Raw genomic sequence first — 24,775 nt, 5'->3', positions numbered from 1 at the left:
GATGACATATTAACGCTTTACGCTTTTTCTGTTAAATGCTTCCGCTTATCACTGAAAAGGTTATTAACTTCCTCGCAAAGATTTTTTGGGTGATAGCATGGGAGCGGAGGAACACAGGAAAAAAGCGCCGAAGAAGTTTAAGTTTGCAGTTATAACGGTCAGCGATACCGCAAGCAGAGGAGAGAAAGAGGACGCCAGCGGAAAGTTTCTTGTGGAGGCCCTGAAAGAGAGTGGAAACGAGAACGTCCATTACACTATCGTGCCGGACGAAAAGCTGGCAATAATCAAAGCAGTCATTGAGTCTATCGAAAAAGGTGCCGATGTAATCGTTACCACAGGCGGAACGGGAATAACTAGCAGGGATGTCACGATAGAGAGCATAAGAACGCTCTTCGATAAGGAACTGGTTGGCTTTGGCGAGGTCTTCAGGCTGAGGAGCTATGAAGAGATTGGAACAGCCGTCGTTCTCACCAGGGCAACCGCCGGAATCATCAGGAGCGATGGTAGGGCCATAGTTGTCTTCTGCCTGCCGGGAAGCCTGAACGCAGTCAAGACCGGAGTGGAGATAATAAAAAGGGAGGCCTATCATGTACTCAAGCACGCGAGGGAGTGAATATGCGCGAGTTCAAGAAGCTGACGCCTTACAGAGAGGCTTTTGAGCTGATGCTAAACGATTTAAACGAAATCCCTGACGTCGAGGAGATACCACTCGACAAGGCGCTCGGCAGGGTTCTGGCCGAGGACGTAGTCTCACCCATAGACAGCCCGCCCTTCGATCGCTCTGCAGTGGACGGTTATGCTTTGCGCGCCGAGGACACCTTCCAGGCTAGGGAATACAGCCCCGTTGAGCTTAAAGTTATTGATGAGATAGTCGCCGGGGAGGAGAGCAAGGCAAAAATCGAACCAGGAACAGCGGTAAAGCTTATGACAGGCTCAAAGATGCCGGAAGGGGCTAATGCAGTTCTCATGCAGGAAATGGTTGAGCGCGAGGGGGAGATAATCAGGGTTCTCAGACCCATCGCCCCGGGTCAGAATGTTGCCTTCGCCGGGGAGGATGTAAAGAAGGGCCAGGTCGTGCTGAAGAAGGGTCAGGTTTTAAGGCCCCAAGATCTGTCACTGCTCAAGAGCATAGGGTTCAAAACGGTCAAGGTCAAGAGGAAACCTCGCGTTGGGATAATTGTCACCGGTGACGAACTCATCGAGGAGTTCGACGAGGAAGCGCTTAGGGCAGGGAAGATACTCGAGAGCAACTCTATTATGCTGGAGGGCCTTGTTAAGCAGTATTTCGGTGAACCCGTCTTTTACGGGGTCGTCCCCGATGACGAAGAAACAATAAAGGCAGCGATAGAGAAGGCAAAGGCCGAGAACGATATCGTCTTGGTAACAGGGGGAAGCGCCTTCGGTGACAAGGACTTCGCCCACCGCTTCGTCAGGCTCCTCTTCCACGGAACAACGATAAAGCCAGGAAGGCCAATAGGCTACGGCGAGAGGGTCTTCATTATGAGTGGCTATCCCGTTGCAGTCTTCGTGCAGTTCTACCTCTATGTCAAGCATGCTTTAGCGAAACTCGTCGGAGCTAAAAACTATGAGGTCAGAGTTTACGCAAAGCTGGCCGAGAGGGTTTCGAGTCAGCTTGGGAGGCATGAGTTCATCAAGGTCTGGTACGAAAACGGTGTTGCAAGGCCGATTAAGAAGAAGGGCAGCGGGATAATAAGCTCGCTCGTTAAGAGCAATGGCTACATCGTGATTCCAGAGGACAGTGAGGGTCATTTAGAAGGGGAGACCGTGGAGGTCGTGCTTTATTAAGAACTCCTCAAAACATCATGAGAGTCCATGAACTGATAACCTACACTAAGAACTAAGAATCATAGAATGGACTTCAAAGAACATTCACTCCTCCATCAGCTCTTCTTTTTTCGGCTTCTTAACGAGGAGTTTAACTTCACTGGGAAGCTCTCCATGGTCAGCAAGGTTCTCTATAAGCTCGATGACTTCGAGTTTTTCCTGTTCTTTTTTGTCTATAATCTCTGTCAGCGGGTTTGGTCTTGCCCACGGAATTATTTCCTGTATCTTGCTGTCAAAGTCTTCCAGCCTAGTATTCAAACTTTGCATGTCTCTCACATTTGTTAATATCACGCAAAGATAAATAAACCTTTTCTATACAGATTCTGCAATTATTTGAACCAATTATGCAAAATTTGTAGAGAACACAAATGTTCATGCTATGGCCCGCCCGTAACTCCCACCCTCATTGGTGCCTGACGGCGAGCTCGGGCGGGCTAACCCAGGCGGGCCTTAGCTGTGCTCGGCCTGGGTTTCCCACGGTCATTGCGCTCCGTAACGCGGAAGGCCCTCCCGTGGGGACCTCGCTGAGGCCGAGCTGTAGCCCCTGCATCGCCCCCCGGTTCATTCTCCCCGGGGTCCTCGCGCAGGGGCGATATAAGATGGAAAAGAAGAGGTATATAAAGTTGCCTTCACCCAATGAGCTTCTTGAGCTGGGCGTAGAGCTGGGTTTCTAGGCTTTCCTTTTCAAGGACAACTATTAGAGTTCCTCTGTGGACAATTACAAAGTCCCTCAACTTTGACAGGAACTTCATAAGGCTCTCCCACGAGTTGTAAACCGTGAGATATTCAAGGCAGTCAATTACGATAATCCCATGTTCACCGGATTTTGCGAACTCTTCAAGATATCTGTAAGAAATCTCGGTTATCCTTGCGAGATTGGTGGGGTTTATAGTGTTCTTAAATTTGCCTTGGAAGGGTATTGTTGTAACAAAGTAGTATTTCCATCCTTCCGGAATGTCATCCACATCCCTAATAAATGCAAGTACTGGCCGACCTCTTAGCTTTTCCTTGATCTTTTGATATTCAGTTTCACTGACTAAAACAACTCCTGGCTCAAGATTAATGGGGTGACCATCATCTCTTTTTGGAGGTTTGAAGAATTCCGATGATGTGAGTTTCACCATTGCGGCTACCATAGTAACTATTAGAACTGTAGATAGGGTAAACCCGATTGGTTTATACCACTCATTAGTTCCGAACAGCGCGGCAGGTACAAGATGGACTCCGAAGAGAATTATGCTAACATAAAGGATCTTGATGGCAGTTTTGTATATCTCTTCAGTCTCCTTCAGTAATAACCCGCCCGCTATCACGAAGATACCACTTATACCCAGTGTTGCAGCGCTAGTTGCTGTCCAAAAAGGATCCTTAGTATATGCATAGACACCCATCATATAAACAATGAAAAAAACAGGCATAGGGGCAAATATAGTAAGGGTTTTATGTCTAGCTACAATAGACTCCTCCTCTAGGAACTTTACGGATCCGTAGAAAATTAACGCCGAAAATGCCGGAAGAAATAGAACCCCAAGCATCTGAAATATTGGGTTTGTAAAGACCGTAGAAGAAATCGCAAGAAAATCGAAAATCCAAGCCAGAGAGAATGCTAGAGCAGATTTCCTTTTATTATGAAGGTATATCTTAAATATCCATCCAGCTGCCACCAAATCCGCCATAAGTACCATTATTGCCTCCACAAAAACAATCGCCTGAATACTATCCAATTTTCTCACCCCATACTCCTTTGGGGATTTCCAAACCCATCCCATTTGAATGGCCCTTCAGGGGGAGTCCTGATAGCAGTCTCATCTTCAAATTTAATCACTAGAACCTCAGGTCTGGCTACTATTATGCCAATCCTACCCCGTTCACCATGTTTAACTATGCAATATCTACCCCCCTCCTGCTTTAGTGGAAAAATAAGTGTGAATGGATAGTTGGGATAATACCAGAACTCATTGCCCTTATGAATACCAACGAGATCACCAAAGAGATAGTAGCCATAGAGGGGTATTAACGTAGTGTTCTCAAACTTCCGAGATAATATTTCAAAAAACTCGTGGTTTATGCCCACGCCACTTATTATTGCGGTCTCAATAGTTTCGCGGTATGGTTCGAAGAGGGCCATAAGTGGTGGGGCGGACCTGACAAGGTTTATCCTGTCATTTTCCATCACGCGTTTCGTGTACCTAACGAGAGGGTCAAGAATCCTAAGGGCTGCTTCAAGACCTTGCTCCGCGTAGACTTTTTTCAATCCGTCAGTTTCCATGCCAATGAAATACAATATGCCACCATAGCTCCAGACGAGTTCACTTATTTCATCTTGGTACCAACCGTACGGACCGTGCGCAATTGCCCTCATTTGGTGCTCTTCATTGTAAATCTCATCAAGACCGTAAATTTTGTCAAGCGCCTGCCTGAGGTAAATATGAAGAACCTTCAAATAGTGCCTGTCCCAATGTCCAATAGCCCGTTCTCGTGTGGTCCCAGAAGACTGGTAAAAACGAATTCTACCCTGATAGTTGGTGGGAACGAACTCTAGCCAGTTATGGCGCAGATATTCTTCATCGACGGCTAGACCCAAATTAAAAATTCTTTCGAAGACATCTTCTAGAGTGCCTTGGAAGAGCTCGTCCAAGTCCAAACGTGTTGAAGAAATCCTCCTTTTCCAGTAGGGGGTATTTTCTATATGGAACTCAAAAACTTCCCTGAGGTATTCTCTTGCTTTAATTTTCCCAATATGGAGCGGATTCCCATAGAGTTCATCCAATATTATTTGGTAATCCATGATGATATGCTAACCCATATAGTATAAAAACCTTTCCTAGAAGGTTCTTCTGAAAATTTCATTGGATAAACCCTAACAATTAAATATCATTACTTCAAATTATTAATTCGGTGAACCCCTGTGGCCCTGATTGTGGGAAGACTTGATAAAAGTGGAGTTGAAGATTTCAGGTACACCTTAGAGAAGGCCCTAGAAACCACTGAGTTCTGGAAGAAGAAGTTCTTCGAACTTGATTCAGAGAACCTAAAACCAGAGGATATGGCGTCTCTAACTGAGAAGGTAAAAATAACACCCCATGATCTGTATGAGATAGACGAAGTATGGCCCAATTACATAAAAAAGGCAGAAGTATTCCACACGGTAATGAGAACAAGCGGAACTACGGGGAGACCCAAGAGGATACCTTATACCAGAGACGACAGGTTTAGAACTGCCAGACAAGTAGAGCCATGGGTACGCAAGTACATGGACAATGGAGACAAGATCGCATCTTTCTTCCCACCGCTTCCGTCCTCATCCGGAATGTTTGCCTTTGGGGCATTTGAGGCCCTAAACGCCAAGTCGGCATATTATCAGATACCCATTCAGTACCTCCTCGACAAGGAGATGCTCTTGAAGGAGCTCCAAGACATCAAACCCACAGCTCTCTTCTGTCTAACAGCAACCGCCTACAACCTAGGACTCATCCTTCCAGAATCAATAAAGAAGGACATACAGACGATAGTTGTTGGCGGCGAGACACTGACCCCAGAACTCGCGAGGGCTACTTTAGAACTCTTCGAAAACGCAGTTATTATAGATAACTTTGGTTCAACTGAAGATGCAATAACAGGCTACCGTGTGATAACGAAAAAGAAAACAACCGAGTTCCATTTTGAAGAATCAGTAGTAATCCTCAAGGACAACGGCGACGGTTATGATGAGTATAAGCGACTCTACATAACAAAAGTGATGAGGAATGGCGAGCTGACAGGTCTGCCGCTCTTCAACTACGATATAGGCGACCTTGCAAGGGTTGTCGATGGTGAGGTCAGAAACATTATCCGTGTTAAAGACGTCATAAGTCTCGCTGGAGCAAAGCTCCACATAGACCAAGTGATGGAAATCGTTTTCGACCATCCCGACCTGCTCGATTTCGTGATAATCTACCACCCACTCTCGCCCAGGAATCCAAAACCCAAGGCCACCATCCGCGTCGCATACAGTGGCAAGAAGCCTGCTGGAATCGAAGACGAAGTTAGAGAGCTTATATATGAGGCAAACAATCCTGTCAGATACGAAGTGGAAGAATCCAAGCAGGCAGAGCTCACAATCGAGGCAGTCCCACTGGAGAAGCTGAAGGAAGGTCTCCCAAGAAAGCTTGGCAAGACCAAGAGGATATACATTGTTGGTAGAGATCTTTAATTCTGCCACCTTTTCTCTTCAATTTCGTCACAATGCCGAAAATTTATTTAAGGCTCTTCTCAAACTTCCAGTGGTGGTGTTCATGGATGGAAAGATTATTCACGATGGAATTCACGGAAGTATGAAGCTCACCGACCTTATTCTAGACCTTGTTAAAACGCCTGAGTTTCAGAGACTCAGGAACATAAAGCAACTTGGCTTAGCGTATCTCGTCTATCCAGGAGCAAATCATTCCCGCTTCGAGCATTCCCTAGGTGCATGGAACATAGCCAAGAGGCTTTCCTCCGAAGTTGGCCTGAGTGAAGACGAAAGCATGCTCCTTCAGGTTGGCGCTCTTCTCCACGACATTGGCCACGGGCCCTTCAGCCACACCTTTGAGAGCATCTACAAGCACTATGTCAAGGAGCATGACCACATGCGCCTTGGCCAGGACATTGTCCTTGGGAGAATAAACATAACCGAAAGTGAGAATGGCGGCAAAATTCCCGAGATAATAGAGAACTACAGCTACGACTTCACGCCGAGAGACGTTGCCAACCTAATCCTCGGGAAGCACGAAAAGCGCTATCTGGGACAAATGCTCCACGGAGACGTTGATGTCGACCAGCTGGACTACCTCATACGGGACGCTCACTACACGGGCGTTGCCCACGGTATAATTGACTTGGAAAGGCTGATGAAAGTCCTGAAGGTGCATGATGGCGAGCTCGTTGTAGACGAAAAGGGCATCGAGGCTGTCGAGGGTATGATGGTTGCCCGTTCACTCATGTATTCCCGCGTTTACTTCCACCACACGGTGAAGATAGCGGAGGGAATGCTGACTAGAGCGTTAGAGTTTGCCCTAGAAGAAGGCCACCTCTGGGACTTTTGGAGGATGATTGACTGCCGCGTTCTGGTGGAGCTTGAGGACCTAGAGGGCTATCCAGCTGAAATCGTCAGGCGCATAAAGTACCGGGAACTCTACAAGGCGGCCGTTTTAGCCAGTGCAGACGAGCTGACAAGTGAGGAGAAGAGGGAGCTCCTGACCGCTTACAAGAATGTCAAGAGGAGGCAGGAGATAGAGAGAGCTTTGGCCGATGCAGTTGGTGCAAAGGAGGGCGAAGTGATCCTCGAGTTCAGCATAGCTGACCTGATGCTCAGCGAGCCGAGGCTCAAGGCCACGGAGATAAACGTGCTCCTCGGAAACGGCGAACTCCAGCCCCTCACTAAAGTTACTCCCCTAGCCAATGCCCTCAAGAGAAGACAGACTCCCCGGTGGGCCGTTCTCATAGCCTCGCCGAAAGAATACGTCGGCAAAATCAGAGAAGTCTGGAAAAAGGTCATCTTCAGCTGAAGAGCTGCTTCTTTATCTCTCTTTTCAGCTCCTCAATCATTTCTATGAGCTCATCGGCATCTTTAACCTCTTGGAGGCTCTCCTTGGGTATGAGAGGCACCTCCTTGACGACCTCAGTCTTGGTCTTCTCCAGGATGAAGACACCGTCGCTGTTGATTATCCTGCTTACCTCCGCAACCATCTCGGCACGCTTGACCGTTGAGCGGGTCTTCTTCTCGTCTATGCCTGTGAGTATCTTGAACTTGTCTTCCTTTGAAACCGCGTTAAAGGGAGCCTTCTTGACCTTGACGACACCGAGTCCAAGCCCCTTGAGCTGCTCGAAGATTTCCCTTTCGAGGGGGGTCTCCGGCGTGACGTCAAGGTTGGCCTCGACAGTCGAGTGGAGTATGTCGATGGGCTCGGCAAGGGGCTCGTCGAAGAGCTCCTCAAGGCGAATCGCGACCTCAAGGGAAACCGCCTGTTCGCCCTTCTCGTAGTTGAGGAGGCTCTTCCTGGAGACTCCCACGAGCTGAGCCAGCTCATTCACGGAATAGCCATGCTTCTCGCGGAGGTGTTTCAAAAGCCTGCCGTTTATTCTAACGTAGAAGCCGCCGCGCTCGGCAAAGATAGCTGGCAATTCGTTCTCGATGAGGACATCGTAGAGAGTTTCCGGCCTCAGGGCATAAATGCCAAAGCGCTCGTAGACAATACCCTCCTCGAGCTCGGCGTTCTTGCTCCTTAGGCCGACGATGAGCGGTGAGGCCTTAAAGAACTTGGAGAGCCTCTTCAAATCCTCTGCCTGCTCCTCGGTTACGGTGTCTATATTGGTCGCTACTTTAATGAAGAGCAACAGAAGTAACCTGCTCGCCACTATATCAAAGCACGCGCCTTTAAACTCCATTCTGGCAGTTTTGTAGCCCGTGCCTCTGAGTATTGCCTCAACGGTTCTTATGAGTCTCTCCCTGTCCATCATTTTTAAATAAGTGAAAGACCTTAATAAAGTTAAGGTGTTTGCATGAGGCCGATAATCCTTGAAGGGAACCTTGTTTCACTCGGGATACTTCTGCGCGAGGATCTGAAGCATATCTGGCTCTGGTACAACGACAGGGACGTAAGGCGCTACCTCTCCTTTCCGGAGGAGATATTCTTCTACGAGGACGAGCTCGAATGGTACGAGGCGTTGAGGAGGGAAAAGAAGCACGAAAAGGTTTTCGCAGTAATCGAGAACTCCTCACGCTCCCTCGTTGGACTCGTGGGACTTCACAAAATCGACTTTCACAACGGACGCGCCGAGCTAGGCTACTTCATTGGGAAAGAGTACTGGGGCCGCGGCTACGCTAGTGAGGCCGTTTCTCTGGCGGTTCGCTATGCCTTTGAGTGGCTCAACCTGAGGAAAGTCTATGCCCATGTCTACGAGAGCAATGGGGCTTCAATTAGGATTCTCGAAAAGAACGGCTTCAAATTAGCCGGCCGCTGGAGGAAGCATCAGTACGTTCCAGGGGAAGGCTTCGTTGATGTGCTCTGCTACGAGATCTTCCGCGAGCCTTAGCTTTTTAAACCCCTCCCCTTTTTCTTCCAACCATGAGGCTCCACATCGGCATCGACGACACTGACTCACCGAACGGCATGTGCACTACCTACCTCGGTGCCATCCTCTACCGCGAGCTGTCCCGGATAGCGGAGCCCATAGACCTTCCCCGCTTGATCAGGCTCAACCCAAACATTCCCTACAAGACCCGCGGCAATGGAGCGGTGGCGATGACCTTTGAAGTCGATGAGGAGCTTATAACCGAGGTTAAAAACACCGTTCTCCTCTACGTGGACCGGCTTGCCGACTTCGAGCACGAGAATACTAACCCCGGCGTCGTGTTCTTCGAAGGAGATATTCCAGAAGAGCTCCGCGAGTTCTCGCTGAGGGCTTTGAGGGAGCACGTTACGATCGAGGAGGCTGAAAGGGTCGCGAAGAAAGTTGAGGCAGAGTACTTCAAGTTCAAGGTCGGGAGGGGTATAATCGGCGCGCTCGCGGCGGTTGCTTACCCACTGGAGAGCTTCACCTACGAGCTGTTAGCTTACAGAGAGCCCGACAACTGGGGAACGCCGAGGAAAGTGGACAAGGAGAGTGTCTTTCTGGCCGATAGCTGGAGCTATCCCTTCACCTACGACAACGTTGACCCCTACAAGAGGAGCGTCCTCATAACACCCCACGGCAAGGATCCCGTTCTGGTTGGCATCAGGGGAATTGACAGGGGAAAGGTTCTCCAGACCTTTGAGATGGTTCACTTTGAGGAGCCCGTGACATTTTACCAGCTCTACAAGACGAACCAGAACACGGACGATCATCTTACATACAAAAAAATCGGCGAGCTGAAGCTCTACGACAGCGCGGTGGTTAGTGGAACGGTGGTTAAGCCCTACTGGGAGCGCGGGAGGCACGTATTCTTTGAGCTTGAGGATGAAACGGGAAGGATTCGCGTTGCTGCCTTCGAGCCGACCAAGAAGTTCAGGAACTACGTGAGGAAGCTCCTCCCTGGAGACGAGATAATCGCTGCCGGTGGAGTGAAGGAACACGAGGGCGTTTTGACGCTCAACCTCGAGAAGTTCTATCCGGTGAAGCTCGTTCCAAGGATCGAGTACCAAAAGCCGAAGTGCCCGAAGTGCGGCGGGACGATGAAGAGCAAGGGTGATTACCTCAAGTGCAAGCGCTGTGGCCATAAGATGCCGAAGAAGCTCATTCCGGTTGAAGTCCCGCGCGAGCTGGAGAGGAAAATCTACGAAGTGCCGCCCGATGCTAGAAAACACCTTTCGAGGCCGCTGGTGCTGCCGGGCGGGGAGGAGAGTATTCTGGGGCTGTTCACTAAAAGCAAAGCTTAAATTACTTTATAATGAGATTAAGTGTAAGAATACCCAAGCACCATCACTCAAAACGGTGATGCTGTGGACAAGACTATGAACAAGATATCCAAAGACGAAATTGAGAGAGATATTCAGAACCTTAGCATCAAACTTAGTGAGATAAATATGGGAAACGAATTCTTTGTAACCCTTGTGTCGATTGCTTTAACAATTTATGTTTCTGGCCAACTCAACATGCTTCAATATTGGGACATTTCATTCAGAGTACTCTTTGGAGGTTGGTTAATTACAAGGATTTTTCGTTCCCGCAAGATCAAAAATCAAAATAACAACAAAAACAAGAAGCCACTTCCCAGAAGTATCATAGAGTACGAAGCTGAAATCTTCATTGGAAAAAATATTTATCCTGGCATCACAGCATTTGGAGTACTAGGGGCACTATCGGTTGTAATCTATGTTTTTGTCCACTTTAAAGGGGATTCGGTAGAGATATCCAGTGTGTTGAACTCAGATACAGTTACCACAATGCTCTTTTTTGGAACGTTGGTTCTTCTTTTATTCAAAAATGAGGAATATTTTTTGAATTTTGGCCGAAAATTGCCTTATCTAGGTGAAGAACTCATCCAGCTTAGCGAGGAGAGCATTTTGACATTAGTAGTAGGATACATTTTCGCCTTTATTGTTTTAGTTGGAATGACAGTGGGCGTGATATTTGGAATTAAATCGTTTCTAAGCTTCTCATTAAACCGTAAGTTCATTGTGGTAATACTTATGATTTTCCAGTACACGTCAATATGGACACTCGCAGTCTTAATCAACAAGTCCCAGATACATAAGGATTTAGTTAACGCTCTAAATGGTATAATCGACCTCCAGATACAAAATGAATTCTCCCAAGCACAGTACGTAAAGTTACTTAAATACACAAATTTCAGACGTGGCACTATGTTGAAGTTTATGGATTATTATATCTATTTTCCCAATCCAAAGTACAAAGCATGGCTTCAACTACAAGAACAAAACTCCCAAAGTCCCGCTGAAATCTCTGAGGAAGAAGAAAAGGCACAATGAACAAACACTTATCCTTTCATCACCTTCCACACCAGCACCGGAAAGACGAGCGTCGCATCGGCCCATATCTCGACGTAGTCAGCCTTAGCCCTTATCTTGCCCCAGCTCACTCCTTCGCTCGGAGGCGCGCCGCTAAGCGAGCCGTCCCAGGGGATGGCTGTGGTGATGTATATCGCGTAGTCCGTTCCTCCCCTGAAGAGGTTGGCGTTTATTATTGCATGCTTCGGCAGAGAACCTCCAAGGATTATCGAAGCGGTTTCCTTCGCGGTGACAGCCAGGTTGTTGAGCCTCACGATGTCGTTGGCTACGTCTATGATAAGCTCCCTGTCTCCGCGCTCCTCCTTGAAGAAGTAGAGCATGTCCCCTATTGAGCCGTCGGTTATAGCAGGGCAGAATATCGGGACGTTCCGCTTGTAGGCCCAGTAGATTATCGAGCGCTCCTTCTCCTTCCCGAGCTTTTCGTCCATGAAGCGGCCCATCTCGTAGATGAACTCGCTCGCCGTCAGCGGCTTCCCGCGCTCCTTTTCCATCTCAAGAACCCGTTCGAAGAAGGGTATCATGTACTTCTCGAATTCAATGTACCTGTCGTTGGGCACGAAGATGTTGCCTATTCTGTTTATGCCCTTCTCTCTCATTTCCGCGTCGTTGACGTACCAGTCGCCCAGAATGAATGGCTTTAGGGCCTTTATGAAGTCCTCCTCAACGCCGCCGGCCGTTGTTACGATGACGTCCACCTTGCCCTCCTTGACTAGCCATGCTATCAGCTCTCTGAGGCCAGAAGAGACTATGTTGGAAGTGTAGCCGAGGAAGACCCTGACCTCTTCGCCGCTGGCGCGCTTTTCCTCCACCTTTTTCCATATTTCGATGGCCCTTCCAAGGTGCGTCGCCTGGAAGCCTATGCGGTGATAGTAATCGATGACCTCTTCAAGGCTCCTCACTTCATCCAGCCACGGCCCCTCGATGGGCGTTCCCTCAATCTCTTCCGATTCCTTGAGGACTATATCTTTTGGCTCGGTCATGATAGTGGGTTCAGGGGAGGGCGTATAAACTTTGCTCAGCACTTACCGCTGAGAACCTCCGCTATGAGCCTGCCGGTTATAGCGACGGGAAAGACCCTGCGCGGTGCCTTCCTTAGGAGCCACTCCTCTATCCTCTCAGCGACGGCTCTTCCCTCTCTTATGGCGGTGCCTATGTTCCTTGGGGTTACGACGTCACCGGCGAAGAATATTCCCGCCTCTTCCAGCACCTTTTCGCTGGCGCAGACGATTTCCTTTATTGAGCTCGTGGGCAGCTGGCCGATGGCATAGGCAACGACGTCTGCGTCTATGACAAAGTGCTCGTCCGTCGTCACGACGTTTCCCCCGACTATTTTTGTTTTAGCGAACTCAACGCCCTCCACTTTCTCCTCCCCTAGTATCCTGACGGGAGTCGCGTGCTCTATGAACTCAACGCCCTCTGCGATGAGCTTTCTTATCTCGGCCTTAGCGTAGCTGTGCTCGAGGGAGCGGCGGTAGACCATGGTTATTTTTTCCGCACCCAGAAGACGGCCTTCCATGGCGACATCAACTGCCGTGTAGCCGGCTCCGATCACTACGAGATGCTTCCCCTCAAGGTCCGGGATTCTTTCCCAGGAGTAATAGCCTATGCGGGCCATCTTTATGCTGTAGAGCAGGCTGAGGGCATCGTAGACTCCAGGAAGCCCAATACCGGGAACCTTCAGCTTTCTCGGCTTCCAAGCACCGGTCGCTATTAGGAGAGCATCGAACTCGCTCAAAAGCTTCTCAATCGAAACGAAGTGCTCAGCCCACTCGTCGCCGAGCTCCTTTGGGGAATCATAGACCACCTTCGTTCTGAAGTGGAAGTGGACGCCGAGCCGCTCAAGAGCCTTGACACCCTCTCTGACGGTCCTTATTGGAATCCTTGCCTCGGGAATGCCAAAGGCCACCATTCCACCGCCCTCGGGCATCTTGTCGTAGACGTGAACCTCATAACCCCTGCACGCCAGATAACCCGCGGCGGCCAGGCCTGCAGGTCCCGCTCCGATAATCCCTATTTTAAAAGGCTTAGCCTCTTCTCTCTCCCCGCAGATGTAGAACCTCACACAATCACCCCCAAAATTTTTCAAGAAGTCTGTCTAAAACCGAAGGTTTTGCACCTTAAGTTGTTTTCTCTCGAAACACCGACGATGAGACGAATTAGGTTACCCTAATTCGGGTAATCTTCGTCAGAATGACAGCCAACGTTTATTAATCCACGAGCGAAGAAACGATCATGAGCGTGGAGATAGACCTCAAGGGCCTGGGTGTGATAGTCACGGCCTCATCACGCGGAATAGGGCTCAACGTGGCGCGGGAACTGTTGAAGAGAAACGCGAGAGTCGTTATAAGCTCACGGAGCGAGGAGAACCTGAAGAAAGCCCTCGACGAGCTCTCCCCCTTCGGAGAAGTCTACGCAGTTAAGACTAACCTCTGCGACCAGCGGAGCCTGGAGAACCTCGTCAAGGAGTCCCGGGAGCTTTTAGGTAGAGTTGATGCCCTCGTCTGGAATGCCGGAAATGTCTGCTGCGAGCCGTGCCTCCTCCACGAGGCGGGCTATGATGACTGGGTTGAGGCCGCGAAGCTCCACGCAGTTGCCCCAGGCTACCTGACGACCCTCCTCGTCCGGACGTGGCTTGAAGGGAAAAGGAAGGGAGTGCTCGTTTACCTCAACTCCGTCTCGATAAAGGAGCCAATGCCGCCGCTGGTTCTGGCGGACGTTACGAGAGCCGGCCTTGTTCAGCTGGCGAAGAGCGTTTCAAGAACATACGGAAAACACGGAATAAGGGCCTACAGCGTTCTGCTCGGCAGCTTCGATACGCCTGGCGCACGGGAGAACCTCAAGGCCGTTGCCGAGTCGAGGGGCGAGACCTTTGAAGAAACCTGGGGGAGGGAAGTGCTTGGCAGAACGCCCCTCCACAGGACTGGCAGATGGGACGAGTTAGGTTCGCTGGTGGCTTTTCTCCTGAGCGATGAGGCAGAGTACATGCTCGGCTCGACGGTGGTCATAGACGGCGCAATGACGAGGGGAATAAATCTTTAAGCTTTCTCTCCCTTCCTACGCCCATGAAGGAAGACTACTTCACCGAGGACTTTATCTTGGAGATGAGGGGACGGTACTTCAGGCAGAGAAAGTGGGAGAAGATACGACCCTTCAAGAGGGCCGCCGTTCTGGCGATAGACCTTCAGCGCTACTTCCTGAGCGAGGAGAGTAGAGCGTACCTACCCGCAGCCAGAAGGTTCGTTCCGAGGCTGGTAGAGTTCTATGGAGAAGCTTCGAGGCTCGGAGTCCCGGTAATCTTCACGCGCCACTACCACGAAGGGGGCAACATGGCCCACTGGTGGGGCGACGAGATGAAAAGGGACGACCCGATGAACGAGCTCCTCGGGGAGTTCAGGGCCTTTGCCGAAACCGTAATCGAGAAGAGCACCTACAATGCCTTCTATGGAACCGAACTTGAAGGCATTCTGAGAAAACTCCACGTGGAGACCATAATCGTCACTGGTGTCATGACCCATCTCTGCTGCGAGACGACCGCTCGGGAGGCCTTCGTGAGGGGCTTTAAGGTGGTCTTTCCCGTTGACGGGACACTGACCCAGAACAGGTTCTTCCACGAGGCGACGCTCAGAAACCTCTCCCACGGCTTCGCGGCTACGCCGCTCCTCTCGGAGGTGTTGGAATGGCTCTCGTCGGAATAATCGGGGCTGGAATCGGCGGCATAGCGACGGCAGTCCAGCTCAAGCGCTACAGCATTGAAAGCGTAATCTTCGAGCGCGACCGAATCGGAGGGCTTATAAGGAACGCCTACTCCGTAGAGAACACCATGTTCTTTCCCGACGGAATCAAAGGCGAAAGGGTCGTCGAAATCCTCGAGGAGTACGTCAAAAAATACGACCTGAAAATCCTCTACGAGGAAGTCAAGGCCGTGAGAAAGACCGGCGAGCTGTTTGAGGTCGAAACGGACAAAGGAACTTACCGCTTCAAATACCTCGTGGTCGCGGCGGGGACGAGACCGAGAAAGCTCCCCTTTGAAGGGATAATCTACCATGTCACTGAAGTTCCAAAGAAGCACTACGGGCGAGTTCTCATCATTGGCGGCGGCGATGTGGCCTTTGACTACGCCATGACCATGAGCGAGATGAGTGATGAGGTAATAATCCTCATGAGGAGCGAGCCCAAAGCCTTGCCTTATCTTCAGAAGCTCGTCTCTGAGAGGCCGAACATAAAAATCCTCAGGGGGCAAATCTGGAGAATTTGGTGGGGAGAAAAGCTTTTAGCCAAGACCAGCGCTGGCGATTTTGAGGTTGATTTAGTGCTCGGCGCGATAGGCAGAGTTCCCAACGTCGAGCTCGTCGAAGGGATTGAGGACGATAACCTTTTCCTCGTCGGCGACGTGAAGAATGGGATTTACAGGCAGACCGCCCTGAGCATAGCCGACGGCATAAAGACCGCCATGATCATATGGAGGAGGGAAAGATATGGAGATACTGAGTGAGGTTGGCGACCCGAACGTTGCTGTCGTTTACATCGGGAAAACTTCGAAGGGCAACATAGTGGAGTTTGTGGAGTCGGTTCCGACCTACAATCCGCAAGAAAAGTGGGTGCTCATAGTTTCATCGCTCAACGGCTGTCCCGTTGGATGTAAGATGTGCGACGCGGGCTTCTTCTACAAGGGCAGACTTACAGTGGATGAGCTCCTCGAGCAGATTGAGTATCCGGTAAGCAAGCGCTGGAACGGGAAGCCGAAAACCAGGAAGTTCAAGGTACAGTTCGCGCGCATGGGCGAGCCGAGCTTCAACATGGCCGTCATAGAGGCGATGCGCATTTTGGGCGAGCGCTATGAGAACTTCCACCCGTCGCTCTCCACCGTTGCCCCGATAGGAACCGATAAGTTCTTCGAGGCCCTCCTCGAGCTCAAGAAGGAGATGTTTCCAACCAACTTCCAGCTCCAGTTCTCGATACACTCCACCAACCCAGAGCAGAGGGACGAGATAATCCCGATAAGGAAGTGGGACTTCGAGAGGATAGCCGAGTACGGAAAGGCCTTCTACGACGAGGGCGGCAAGAAGATTACGCTCAACTTCGCCTTAGCGAGGGAGAACGAGGCCGATGCAGAGGTCATAGCCGAGTACTTCCCGAAGGAATACTTCCTCATCAAGATAACGCCGCTCAACCCGACGGTGAGCGTGCTAAAGAATAAGCTCACCAACGACGTTGACCTTGAAACGGGCCTTCCGATGAAGCACAGGAAGTTCGTGGACGATTTAAAGAGGCTCGGCTACGACGTCATTATATCGGTCGGCGACACGAGGGAGAACCTCATCGGCTCGAACTGCGGCCAGTACATCCTCCGCTTCCTCAAGGAGAGGCCAGAGCTTAGAGAAGCCTACACCTTCGCGAGGGGATTTGACTTTAGTTTGAGCTGAAGGCCTTTCTTCTTATTTCTTTAAAATTAGGAAAAAGAAAACTCACCAATCCGCCTCGTGAATCAGCTCTCCCTCCGCGAAGACGTGCGTCGGGTAGTTCTCCATGTGGAACGGATCGCCGTTCCAGACCACCAGCGAGGCCCACTTGCCCTTCTCGATGCTTCCGAGCTTGTCGTCAACGCCGAGGATCTTCGCGTTGTTGTGGGTTATGATCTTTATCGCCTCTTCCTTGCTCATGCCGAGCCTTATGAAGTGCCTGAGCTGGAGGTAGAGGTTGGCCTGGAGCGTAACTGGGTGGTCGCTCATCAGCCCAAAGAGCGGCTTGACCTCGAGCAGGTATCTGGCGTTCTTCCAGTCCTCATGCTTCAGCTCGACCTTGTAGGGCAGGGAATCAAAGGGGCCGTAGACGAGTGGCACGCCTTCTTTCTTTATCTTCTCAAAGGTTTCCTTGCTGTGCACATCTCCAGCGTGTTCGATGGTTATATTAAGCCCAAACTTGCGCCTTATCATCAGCAGGGCGGCGATGTCATCTTCCTTATGCACATGAACCCTGAGTGGAACCTCCCCTTTAAGAACCGGGATTAGTGCCTCAACCGTAGGCTCAATCTCTTCCGGTTCTTTCTTGCCCTTCTCGAGCAAAGCTATCGTCTTCTGCGTCTTCATGAGCCAGTCAAGGAGAATACCTATGGCACCCATCCTCGTGCTTGGCCTTGTTCCCTTCCAGTTCGTGGTCGAGCGCGGGTTGTAGCCGAAGGCAGCTTTGACACCGGCGTACTTCATGAAGGCCTCCTCTATGTCTCTGCCGTAGTTCTTGATGAGAACGGCCTTTCCACCGATGATATTCCCGCTGCCCGGCAGAACGGACGAATACAGAACACCAAACTCAATCGAGTGCTTGAAAGCCTTGTCGTCCATATAGATGGAGTAGAGCGCATCAACGAGTGGAAGGACTGCGTCCATCTGCTCGTTGGTCTCACCTTCCTGGTAGGGCTCACCGTAGCGGTCCATACCTATGTGGCTGTGGCCGTCGATAAAGGCAGGAGTAACGACGCCCTCCGCTATCACTTCGGCCTCCTTGGGCTTTTCCTTCGTTATCTCCTTAATCTCATTGTCGAAGACTACGTATACGTCTTTCTGGACATTGCCCAGACCATCGTAGAGAAGGGTGGCTTTAACGGCCTTCATGGTCGTCACCGCTCAGAAATATAAACGAGCGCTTAAATGCCTGTCGATGATGTAATTACAGAATTGAACAATTCTATAATTCAAGAACCCCACGATATCCATCTCCATCTGACAAAATAAAAACAGAAGAGAAAGGCCTCAGAAGTAGATGCCCATCTCCTCCGCGATCTTCCTGAGCCTCTCTATTCTCTTCTCCGTTGGCGGATGGGTGGAGAACAGGCTCGCGAGGCTCGTTCCCTTGAAGGGGTTGACTATGAACATATGGGCCGTTGCGGGATTGCCTTCCCTCATTGGCTTGTAGTAAACGGCCTGCTCTATCTTCATCAGTGCACTGGCCAGAGCGTGGGGCTTCCCGCTTATCTTGGCCCCTCCTTCGTCGGCTAGGTACTCCCTCGAGCGACTGACTGCAGCCTGGACAAGCATGGCTGCTATCGGTGCGAGAACCGCGATGAGGAGGGCCGTTATGACGTTGTCCCTGTCCCTGTCATTGCCGAAGCCTCCGAATATTGCTATCCACCTGGCCCAGTAGGCGAGCTGGACTATCGCCCCCGCCAGAGCTGCCGCTATTGTACCTATGAGTATGTCCCTGTTCTTGATGTGAGTGAGCTCATGAGCTATAACTCCCTCAAGCTCGTCCCTGTTGAGTATCCTGAGCAATCCGGTTGTAACGGCTACCACCGCGTGCTTGGGGCCTCTTCCGGTGGCGAAGGCATTCGGTGTCTCGCTGGGGATTATCGCAACCCTGGGCATCGGAAGTCCAGCCCTCTCGGCAAGACTCCTGACTATTGCGTAGAGTTCCGGCGCTTCCTCTTCGTCAACTATTCTGGCTCGATACCAGGCCAGCACTATCCTGTCGCTGTACCAGTAGGAGATAAAGTTCATGACGAGCGAAAACATGAACATTACGAACATTAGACTCGTTCCGCCGATGAGGTAGCCTATTGCCATCAGTAATCCCGTAAGCACGGCCATCAGCAGGCCGGTTCTGAGCCACAGTTCGAGCCCCATGGTCTCACCTCCGCTTAACCTTTACCCACAAGATTAAACTAACCAGACAATACTAAAATATTTCGGTGCCTTAAGTCCCCTTGAAGTGCACTCCTGCACTCTTCGACCTTCTGAAGAAACTCCTTCCTGCCGAGACAGTCCCCACCGCGCTTGAGCTTCACCGCCGCAATTTTGTAGTTGCCCTTTCCAAAGAACCTGCAGACTCTATCGGGCTCATCCACAAGCCTCGCCACTGCAAGGGTCTGCCCGTTGCATTCGACGTAGTCTATTACCGTATCCTGAAAGCCCGTGAAGATGACAACGCACTTCCTGTCGGGATTGAGCTGCGTTAAGTCCTCGTCTACAGGCGGGAGCTGTTTAACGACGCAGACTTCCGGATATTTTCCAGACTTTATTGACTTTACCAGTTCTGGGAGTTCTCCGCTCTTTTCAAAGCGCTCTATTTCCTCCCTACTAACGGGGACTGGCTTCATGGAGTAGCAGAGGACTTTCTCGTCGTGGTACATAAGGTACGTGCCGTCCTCAAGAAACATGAACGCTATCCTCTCCCTCGGAAGGTCAAAAATGTAGCCAGCTTTGCTTTTCTTCACGCTGTACATACAACCACCGGAAGGATTGCTTAACGCTGCTTTATAAGAACTGCTGGACAGAAAAGAGAAGTGAAAGGGGCATCACATGCCCATATCCATACCGCCCATTCCGCCCATATCGGGCATGCCACCGCCTTGGCCACCCTCTGGCTTGCTGATCTTTGCCGCGATGACGTCGTCGATTCTGAGGATCATTATTGCCGCCTCGCTGGCGCTCTTGATAGCCTGCTTCTTGACGCGGAGTGGCTCTATGATGCCCTTCTCTATCATGTCAGCAGGCCCGCCTTCGAAGATGTCTATGCCTATGTTCTTGCCCTTGTTCTTGTGCTCACTGATGACCTTGACGAGCATCTCGACGGTGTCGAGACCGGCGTTCTCAGCGAGGGTCTTCGGGATTATCTTGAGGGCCTCAGCGAAGGCCTCTATAGCAAGGGCCTCCTTGCCGCCGACCTCCTTGGCGTACTCGTCGAGCTTGATGCTGAGCTCAATCTCACCGGCACCTCCGGCCGGAAGAACGTAGCCATCCTCCATGACGTCCTTGACGACCTTGATGGCGTCCTCAAGGGCGCGCTCAACCTCGTCGATGACGTGTTCGGTACCGCCGCGGATGAGGATGGTAACGGCCTTCGGGTTCTTGCAGCCCTCGACGAAGATCATGCTCTCGCCCGCTATCTTGCGCTCCTCAACGAGGTCGGCGTGGCCGAGGTCCTCCGGAGTGAGGTCCTTGACGTTGGTAACGACCTTAGCTCCGGTGGCCTTGGCGAGCTTCTCCATGTCGCTCTTCTTGACGCGCCTGACGGCGAGGATACCGTACTTGGCCAGGTAGTGCTGGGCAAGGTCATCAATACCCTTCTGGACGAAGAGAACGTTTGCACCGGTGGCAGCTATCTGGTCGACCATGTCTTTGAGCATCTTCTCCTCCTGCTCGATGAACTGGAAGAGCTGGTCCGGGCTGGTGATGTTTATCTTGGCATCGGTCTCGGTCTTCTTGACCTCGAGGGCCTCGTTGATGAGGGCTATCTTGGCTCCCTCGACCTTGTTAGGCATCCTCGGGTGGACGCGCTCCTTGTCGATAACCACACCACGAATGAGCTCGCTCTCTTCGACGCTCTCACCGGCCTTCTTCTCGATCTTGATGTTGTCGATGTCGACGACGTACTTGCCGTTCTTCTTCTCGGCGACCTGCTTGACGGCATCAACGGCGAGCCTGGCGAAGAGCTCCTTGTGGCTCTCGGCGTTCTTACCGGTAATGGAGGTCATGGCTATCTTCATGAGGGTCTCGTCATCGTCAGGGGTAACCTCAATGGCGATGTTTTCAAGGATTTCCTGGGCTTTCTCAGCTGCCATGGTGTAACCCTTGACGATGATGCTCGGGTGAATGTTCTGGTCAAGAAGCTCCTCAGCCTTCCTGAGAAGCTCACCAGCAATCACAACAGCGGTAGTAGTGCCATCACCAGCCTCTTTGTCCTGAGTCTTAGCAACCTCAACCATCATCTTAGCGGCAGGGTGCTGGAGGTCAATCCTATCAAGAATGGTGGCTCCATCGTTGGTAATGACAACATCCCCAAGGCTGTCAACAAGCATTTTGTCCATACCCTTCGGACCGAGGGTGGTCCTCACGGTCTCAGCAATAATCCTCGCGGCAAGGATGTTAATCCTCTGGGCGTCCCTTCCAACATACCTCTGAGTTCCCTCGGGCAGAATAACAACCGGCTGTCCACTAAGCTGTGCCATTCGACATTCCTCCTTCTATATCAATTTGGCAAAAACGCTTCGTCAGCACTCTATAAAAGTTTTTGGGCCGAAAATTTCAAAAAAACGACTAATTTTTGAATAAATGACAAAAAGATGACATAGAAGTGGGGGAAAGGGCTAAAACCTTCAAAACTGACCAATTCCAGGTGTGGAACATGGAGCCGAGGGTTTACGAAGTGCCTGTTGAGAGGGTGAGGGAAGTCTTTGGGCGCATTGAGGAGTACGACCTCCTGAGCGTGGACGTTGAGAACGAGGCTTCCGTGATTGATGATATGCTTGAATCAGAGGAAGAGAAGCTCAGATACGCCCGCGAAAAGCTCGACGACGGCAACATCGATTCGGCCGTCCTCGTAGTGAGGGACGGAACTGGAACCCTCGTCGTGAAGATGGAAAACGTAATAACGATAAGGGCAACAGTCAGGAACTACGAGAGACTGATCGAGGAATTCGGACTTAAGGAGAGGTGACCGGAGTGGAGCTCATAAAACAGGGAGCGGAGGCTAAGATATACCTGGCACACTTCGAGGAGCTCTACTTTCCGTGGGACAACGAAAAGGTCATCATCAAACACCGCATTCCAAAGAGATACCGCATAAAGGAGATAGACGAGGGGCTGAGGAAGGAGCGAACCGTCCGTGAGGCGAGGGTGCTCCACAAGGCGAAGGAGTTCGGCGTCAACTGCCCCTACGTCTACGAGGTCGACCTGAGGGACATGAAAATCGTTATGGAGTTCATTGATGGAGAGAGATTAAAGGAGCTCCTCGAGAGCGTCCCTATGGAGGAGAGGCTGAACCTTTGCAGGGAGATTGGGAGACAGGTGGGGAAGCTCCACGAGGCGGGAATAGTGCACGGTGACCTTACAACTTCAAACATGATCCTCCGACACGGGAAGGTTTATCTCATAGACTTCGGTCTGGCCGATTTCGACCCAACGCTTGAAGCCCAGGGCGTCGACCTGCACCTGCTCAAGAGAGCCATGGAGAGTACGCACTACACTTGGTTCGAGAAGGGCTTTGAAGCGGTGCTGGAAGGCTATGCCGAGGTCAGGGGCAGAGAAAAGGCGGAAGAGCTCAAGGCGAAGATTGAAGAGATCGAGAGCAGGGGACGGTACAGGGAGAGGAGCTGGGTTACCTAAATGCCTGAAGAATCCTCTCAAAAATCTCCCTCTCTCTTCCACGCTTCTTCTTTGCGAGGCGCTCGACTATGAGCTCGGGCGTGCTTCTTCCGAGCGTTCCAAACTTCGGCTGCCTGTCCACAATGAGGTCGAGGTTCTCGTCTAGACCTTTGGCCTCTATTCCATCGACCCTCGCGAAGGGCAGCCCCCTCCTCAGATCCTCGCCGAGGTGTGAAACTATGACGACGTAAAAGCCTCTCTCATAGGCGACTTTGAGGAGCTCTCCGATTATCTTGACCGCCGCTCCCGGTTCTGTTATGGCCTCGAACTCGTCTATGAGGATCAGCTTTCTGCCCTCCCCCTTCAGTGCCCTCACGAAAGACCTCAAGGCCGTCTCAAAGGCTCCGGCACCGTAGACGCTCCTCTTACGCCTGAAGAAGAAAAGCTCGTCGAGGGGCTCCACCCACGCTTTCTCCGCCGGAACTGGCAGCCCCATGTGGGCGAGGAGCGTTATCTGTGTGATCAGCTCCAGGAGTGAAGTTTTTCCACCGCTGTTCGCACCGGTGAGGATTACTACGGGCTCGTCCTTTACCTTCTCCACGCCGGGAAGGTCAAAGTTCTCGGGCTTTCTCCCAACGACGTAGCTCACCGGCTGGGGATTTTCGATGAAGAGATGCCTTCCGTTGATGAACGCGATTCCACCGTTCCAGAGCTCGGGGAAGGTGAAGCCCTCCGCGAACTCCTTCACTGCCCTCAGGAAGTCCAGCTCGTAAACCCCAGCCAGCTCTTCCTTAAGCCTGGCCAGAAGTGGACGGATTTTTCCAAGAACCTCGCGGCTCTTGAGGTAGAGCTCCACCTTGAGCTCCTTCTCAAGTTCCTCTCTCAGCATTTCGACTCTCTCTGGGGGAACTGTGACGGGATAGAGCTCCTCGCGGGAGAACAGCTCAACCGTGACGCCGAGCTTTTCGCTCAGCTCTTCCTCGGCCTCGTTGATGAGGTCTAAGATTCCACCCTCTACCTCACCGAAGTGCGAGAAAATCGCCTCGTAGTTCCCGGCTTTAAGCTCGCTCAGGAATTCAAGCAGTTCTTTCCCGCTCAGCGTCAGGCTGAACTTCTCGAGCTTTTCTGAAATCTTCTCGTTCAGCTCGCGCTCCTTGCCAGCTATCAGTTCTTCGAGCCCATCAAGGAGCCTCCTTTTTTCCATGACTTCTTCGAGTTCTTTAAGCGCCTCGAGAATTTCTTCCGCAACGCTCTTCTCCCCTGTGAGCTCGCCTATACTCACGAGGGCTTGAAGCGTCTCTCTGTTCTCCCATAGAGGCATGATGTAGAGCTCAGGAGCTATATCGGAAGGTGTAAGCTCAACATCGATGCCGTAGCCAACGGTGCTGAGGACGATGGGATAGCCTTCGGCATCCTCAAGGCTGGTCGAGACCTCACAGAGGTTTAAATTCTCCGCTTTTTCAAGCTCGCTCTCATCAACTATTAGAACCCTGTCGTGGAGGAAGTCGCGCCTGAACTTTATGGACCGAACCTTCGAGAGATATTTCCTGAGTTCAGGCCGGATTTTCGGCAGGTTCTCTTTGAAATACGCCTGTCTGCGGAGGATTTCATCCCTCTCAGAAACCGGCCCAAACTCGTCAAGAAAAGCCGAGCTTCCAGGAAGGACTAACCGCCTCTTTATCTCCTCGAGTATCGCCCGGTAGATTGCCTTAGCCTCTGGGTTAAGCTTGAGGGTCATCGTTCAAGAAATGGGCCGAAGTCTAAAAAACCTTCCGACATTCACTGTCTCACACCAGCACAATCCATCAAGGAAACTCCCAGGAAATTTTATAAGGATGAGTTGCGCCAGTACTAACGATAACAGTAACACGGTGTCTTCAATGCTCCTCGAAAGACTCCTTAAGCCCAGCTACAGATTCAGGATATGGGAGCTGGAGTTCGATAGTAAGAAGTTCGTGGAAGGCCTGAGGCGAAAAGGCATTCACGTCGCCGAGCTGAGGGAAGACTGGGACGTCGAGCTGACGGTTGAGGCTTTTCTTGAGTCGACCTTTGGAGAACACGTCTACCTTATAAAGTTCAAGGACGGGATCAAACTGCTTGCGAGGACCACCGACCCTCTTACGAAGGAATTCAAGCTTAAAGAAAACGCATATCTAGTGAGGAACGAGGGAGCACTGAAAAAGCTCATCCTAAGCCAGGCTTCAACAATGATGAAGATACTGATGGGCTTCCAACCTCTCGTTATCTGGGCGCCCCTAGTCTTCGGCCTTCAGTATTTAGACGAGAGATACCCGTTCGCAGGCTTCTTCCTCGTGCTCCTGGGCTTCTTCCTCAATGACCTGCTTAAGATCCTCGAATATTTTATCCTGGGATACTGCAGGGAATGAG

25 protein-coding genes are annotated in these 24,775 nt (G+C 51.1%); 14 read left to right on the top strand and 11 right to left on the bottom strand.

Going from position 1 to position 24,775, the window contains the following annotated elements; all coding sequences use genetic code 11:
* The first annotated feature begins 97 nt into the window (after window positions 1–97).
* Window positions 98–613 (top strand): molybdenum cofactor biosynthesis protein B, encoded by a 516-nt coding sequence (locus E3E32_RS02570; RefSeq protein WP_012571650.1) that lies wholly within the window; start codon window positions 98–100, stop codon window positions 611–613.
* A gap of 2 nt (window positions 614–615) precedes the next feature.
* Window positions 616–1,806, top strand: coding sequence for a gephyrin-like molybdotransferase Glp (glp, locus tag E3E32_RS02565; protein WP_167730035.1), 1,191 nt, complete (start codon window positions 616–618; stop codon window positions 1,804–1,806).
* 84 nt (window positions 1,807–1,890) lie between these two features.
* Here glp and E3E32_RS02560 read toward each other — a convergent pair whose 3' ends face one another.
* The 3 genes from E3E32_RS02560 to E3E32_RS02550 form a co-directional block, all read right to left on the bottom strand.
* Window positions 1,891–2,112, bottom strand: coding sequence for a hypothetical protein (locus E3E32_RS02560; protein WP_167730920.1), 222 nt, complete (start codon window positions 2,110–2,112; stop codon window positions 1,891–1,893).
* Between the two features lie 362 nt (window positions 2,113–2,474).
* Window positions 2,475–3,614: a DUF835 domain-containing protein gene (locus tag E3E32_RS02555; RefSeq protein ID WP_167730034.1), complete on the bottom strand. Its 1,140-nt coding sequence runs from the start codon at window positions 3,612–3,614 to the stop codon at window positions 2,475–2,477.
* Window positions 3,575–4,633 (bottom strand): hypothetical protein, encoded by a 1,059-nt coding sequence (locus tag E3E32_RS02550; RefSeq protein WP_167730033.1) that lies wholly within the window; start codon window positions 4,631–4,633, stop codon window positions 3,575–3,577. The genes E3E32_RS02555 and E3E32_RS02550 overlap by 40 nt, the downstream gene beginning before the upstream one ends.
* A gap of 120 nt (window positions 4,634–4,753) precedes the next feature.
* On the opposite strand from E3E32_RS02550, the gene E3E32_RS02545 reads away from it, so the two are divergent.
* A complete protein-coding gene (locus E3E32_RS02545; protein ID WP_167730032.1) occupies window positions 4,754–6,037 on the top strand; it encodes an AMP-binding protein in 1,284 nt (427 codons plus the stop codon).
* Between the two features lie 82 nt (window positions 6,038–6,119).
* Window positions 6,120–7,370: an HD domain-containing protein gene (locus tag E3E32_RS02540; protein ID WP_167730919.1), complete on the top strand. Its 1,251-nt coding sequence runs from the start codon at window positions 6,120–6,122 to the stop codon at window positions 7,368–7,370.
* On the opposite strand, the gene E3E32_RS02535 is transcribed toward E3E32_RS02540, so the two are convergent.
* Window positions 7,363–8,319, bottom strand: a complete 957-nt coding sequence (locus E3E32_RS02535) for a transcriptional regulator (RefSeq protein WP_167730031.1) — start codon at window positions 8,317–8,319, stop codon at window positions 7,363–7,365. The two genes, E3E32_RS02540 and E3E32_RS02535, sit on opposite strands and share 8 nt — an antisense overlap.
* A gap of 45 nt (window positions 8,320–8,364) precedes the next feature.
* Here E3E32_RS02535 and E3E32_RS02530 point away from each other — a divergent pair, with 45 nt between their 5' ends.
* From E3E32_RS02530 to E3E32_RS02520, 3 genes are all read left to right on the top strand, one after another.
* Window positions 8,365–8,898: a GNAT family N-acetyltransferase gene (locus E3E32_RS02530; RefSeq protein ID WP_167730030.1), complete on the top strand. Its 534-nt coding sequence runs from the start codon at window positions 8,365–8,367 to the stop codon at window positions 8,896–8,898.
* Between the two features lie 32 nt (window positions 8,899–8,930).
* A complete protein-coding gene (tiaS, locus tag E3E32_RS02525; protein WP_167730029.1) occupies window positions 8,931–10,220 on the top strand; it encodes a tRNA(Ile2) 2-agmatinylcytidine synthetase TiaS in 1,290 nt (429 codons plus the stop codon).
* Between the two features lie 63 nt (window positions 10,221–10,283).
* On the top strand, window positions 10,284–11,273 hold the full coding sequence (locus E3E32_RS02520; protein WP_167730028.1) for a hypothetical protein: 990 nt from the start codon (window positions 10,284–10,286) through the stop codon (window positions 11,271–11,273).
* Between the two features lie 8 nt (window positions 11,274–11,281).
* On the opposite strand, the gene E3E32_RS02515 is transcribed toward E3E32_RS02520, so the two are convergent.
* Both E3E32_RS02515 and E3E32_RS02510 read right to left on the bottom strand, forming a co-directional pair.
* On the bottom strand, window positions 11,282–12,292 hold the full coding sequence (locus E3E32_RS02515; RefSeq protein WP_167730027.1) for a deoxyhypusine synthase: 1,011 nt from the start codon (window positions 12,290–12,292) through the stop codon (window positions 11,282–11,284).
* A 35-nt stretch (window positions 12,293–12,327) separates the two neighbouring features.
* Entirely contained in the window at window positions 12,328–13,374 is a 1,047-nt protein-coding gene (locus E3E32_RS02510; protein WP_167730026.1) for an FAD-dependent oxidoreductase, read from the bottom strand.
* Window positions 13,375–13,544: 170 nt separating this feature from the next.
* Between E3E32_RS02510 and E3E32_RS02505 the strand changes: the two genes are divergently transcribed.
* Genes E3E32_RS02505 through E3E32_RS02490 form a run of 4 tightly spaced genes read left to right on the top strand, consistent with a single transcriptional unit; the run spans window position 13,545 to window position 16,735 of the window.
* On the top strand, window positions 13,545–14,351 hold the full coding sequence (locus E3E32_RS02505; protein WP_206205195.1) for an SDR family oxidoreductase: 807 nt from the start codon (window positions 13,545–13,547) through the stop codon (window positions 14,349–14,351).
* Between the two features lie 23 nt (window positions 14,352–14,374).
* Complete coding sequence (locus E3E32_RS02500) at window positions 14,375–15,007, top strand: isochorismatase family protein (RefSeq protein ID WP_167730025.1); 633 nt, start codon at window positions 14,375–14,377, stop codon at window positions 15,005–15,007.
* The gene (locus tag E3E32_RS02495; protein WP_167730024.1) at window positions 14,989–15,804 is read left to right on the top strand and encodes an NAD(P)/FAD-dependent oxidoreductase; all 816 of its coding nucleotides are present in this window, start codon (window positions 14,989–14,991) and stop codon (window positions 15,802–15,804) included. The genes E3E32_RS02500 and E3E32_RS02495 overlap by 19 nt, the downstream gene beginning before the upstream one ends.
* Entirely contained in the window at window positions 15,788–16,735 is a 948-nt protein-coding gene (locus E3E32_RS02490) for a radical SAM protein (RefSeq protein WP_167730023.1), read from the top strand. Before E3E32_RS02495 ends, E3E32_RS02490 begins: the two co-directional genes overlap by 17 nt.
* Window positions 16,736–16,777: 42 nt before the next feature.
* Here E3E32_RS02490 and E3E32_RS02485 read toward each other — a convergent pair whose 3' ends face one another.
* The 4 genes from E3E32_RS02485 to thsB all read right to left on the bottom strand — a co-directional run bounded on the left by E3E32_RS02485 (window position 16,778) and on the right by thsB (window position 21,252).
* On the bottom strand, window positions 16,778–17,920 hold the full coding sequence (locus tag E3E32_RS02485; RefSeq protein ID WP_167730917.1) for an amidohydrolase: 1,143 nt from the start codon (window positions 17,918–17,920) through the stop codon (window positions 16,778–16,780).
* 138 nt (window positions 17,921–18,058) lie between these two features.
* Window positions 18,059–18,928 (bottom strand): zinc metalloprotease HtpX, encoded by an 870-nt coding sequence (gene htpX / locus E3E32_RS02480; RefSeq protein WP_167730022.1) that lies wholly within the window; start codon window positions 18,926–18,928, stop codon window positions 18,059–18,061.
* A gap of 38 nt (window positions 18,929–18,966) precedes the next feature.
* Complete coding sequence (locus E3E32_RS02475) at window positions 18,967–19,527, bottom strand: hypothetical protein (protein ID WP_167730021.1); 561 nt, start codon at window positions 19,525–19,527, stop codon at window positions 18,967–18,969.
* 72 nt (window positions 19,528–19,599) lie between these two features.
* Entirely contained in the window at window positions 19,600–21,252 is a 1,653-nt protein-coding gene (thsB, locus tag E3E32_RS02470; RefSeq protein WP_167730020.1) for a thermosome subunit beta, read from the bottom strand.
* A 176-nt stretch (window positions 21,253–21,428) separates the two neighbouring features.
* On the opposite strand from thsB, the gene E3E32_RS02465 reads away from it, so the two are divergent.
* Both E3E32_RS02465 and E3E32_RS02460 read left to right on the top strand, forming a co-directional pair.
* Window positions 21,429–21,740, top strand: a complete 312-nt coding sequence (locus E3E32_RS02465; protein ID WP_167730019.1) for a hypothetical protein — start codon at window positions 21,429–21,431, stop codon at window positions 21,738–21,740.
* Window positions 21,741–21,745: 5 nt separating this feature from the next.
* The gene (locus E3E32_RS02460; RefSeq protein ID WP_167730018.1) at window positions 21,746–22,408 is read left to right on the top strand and encodes a Kae1-associated kinase Bud32; all 663 of its coding nucleotides are present in this window, start codon (window positions 21,746–21,748) and stop codon (window positions 22,406–22,408) included.
* Here the strand turns inward: E3E32_RS02460 and E3E32_RS02455 are convergent.
* Window positions 22,401–24,125 (bottom strand): endonuclease MutS2, encoded by a 1,725-nt coding sequence (locus E3E32_RS02455; protein WP_167730017.1) that lies wholly within the window; start codon window positions 24,123–24,125, stop codon window positions 22,401–22,403. The genes E3E32_RS02460 and E3E32_RS02455 overlap by 8 nt on opposite strands.
* Before the next feature lie 142 nt (window positions 24,126–24,267).
* Here E3E32_RS02455 and E3E32_RS02450 point away from each other — a divergent pair, with 142 nt between their 5' ends.
* Window positions 24,268–24,774, top strand: a complete 507-nt coding sequence (locus E3E32_RS02450) for a hypothetical protein (protein ID WP_167730016.1) — start codon at window positions 24,268–24,270, stop codon at window positions 24,772–24,774.
* The last annotated feature ends 1 nt before the right edge of the window (window position 24,775 follow it).

It is taken from the genome of Thermococcus sp. GR6, from assembly GCF_012027415.1.
Lineage (GTDB): Archaea > Methanobacteriota_B > Thermococci > Thermococcales > Thermococcaceae > Thermococcus > Thermococcus onnurineus.
Note: the sequence above shows the minus strand (reverse complement) of the source record. Positions and strands in the feature narration are given on the sequence as shown.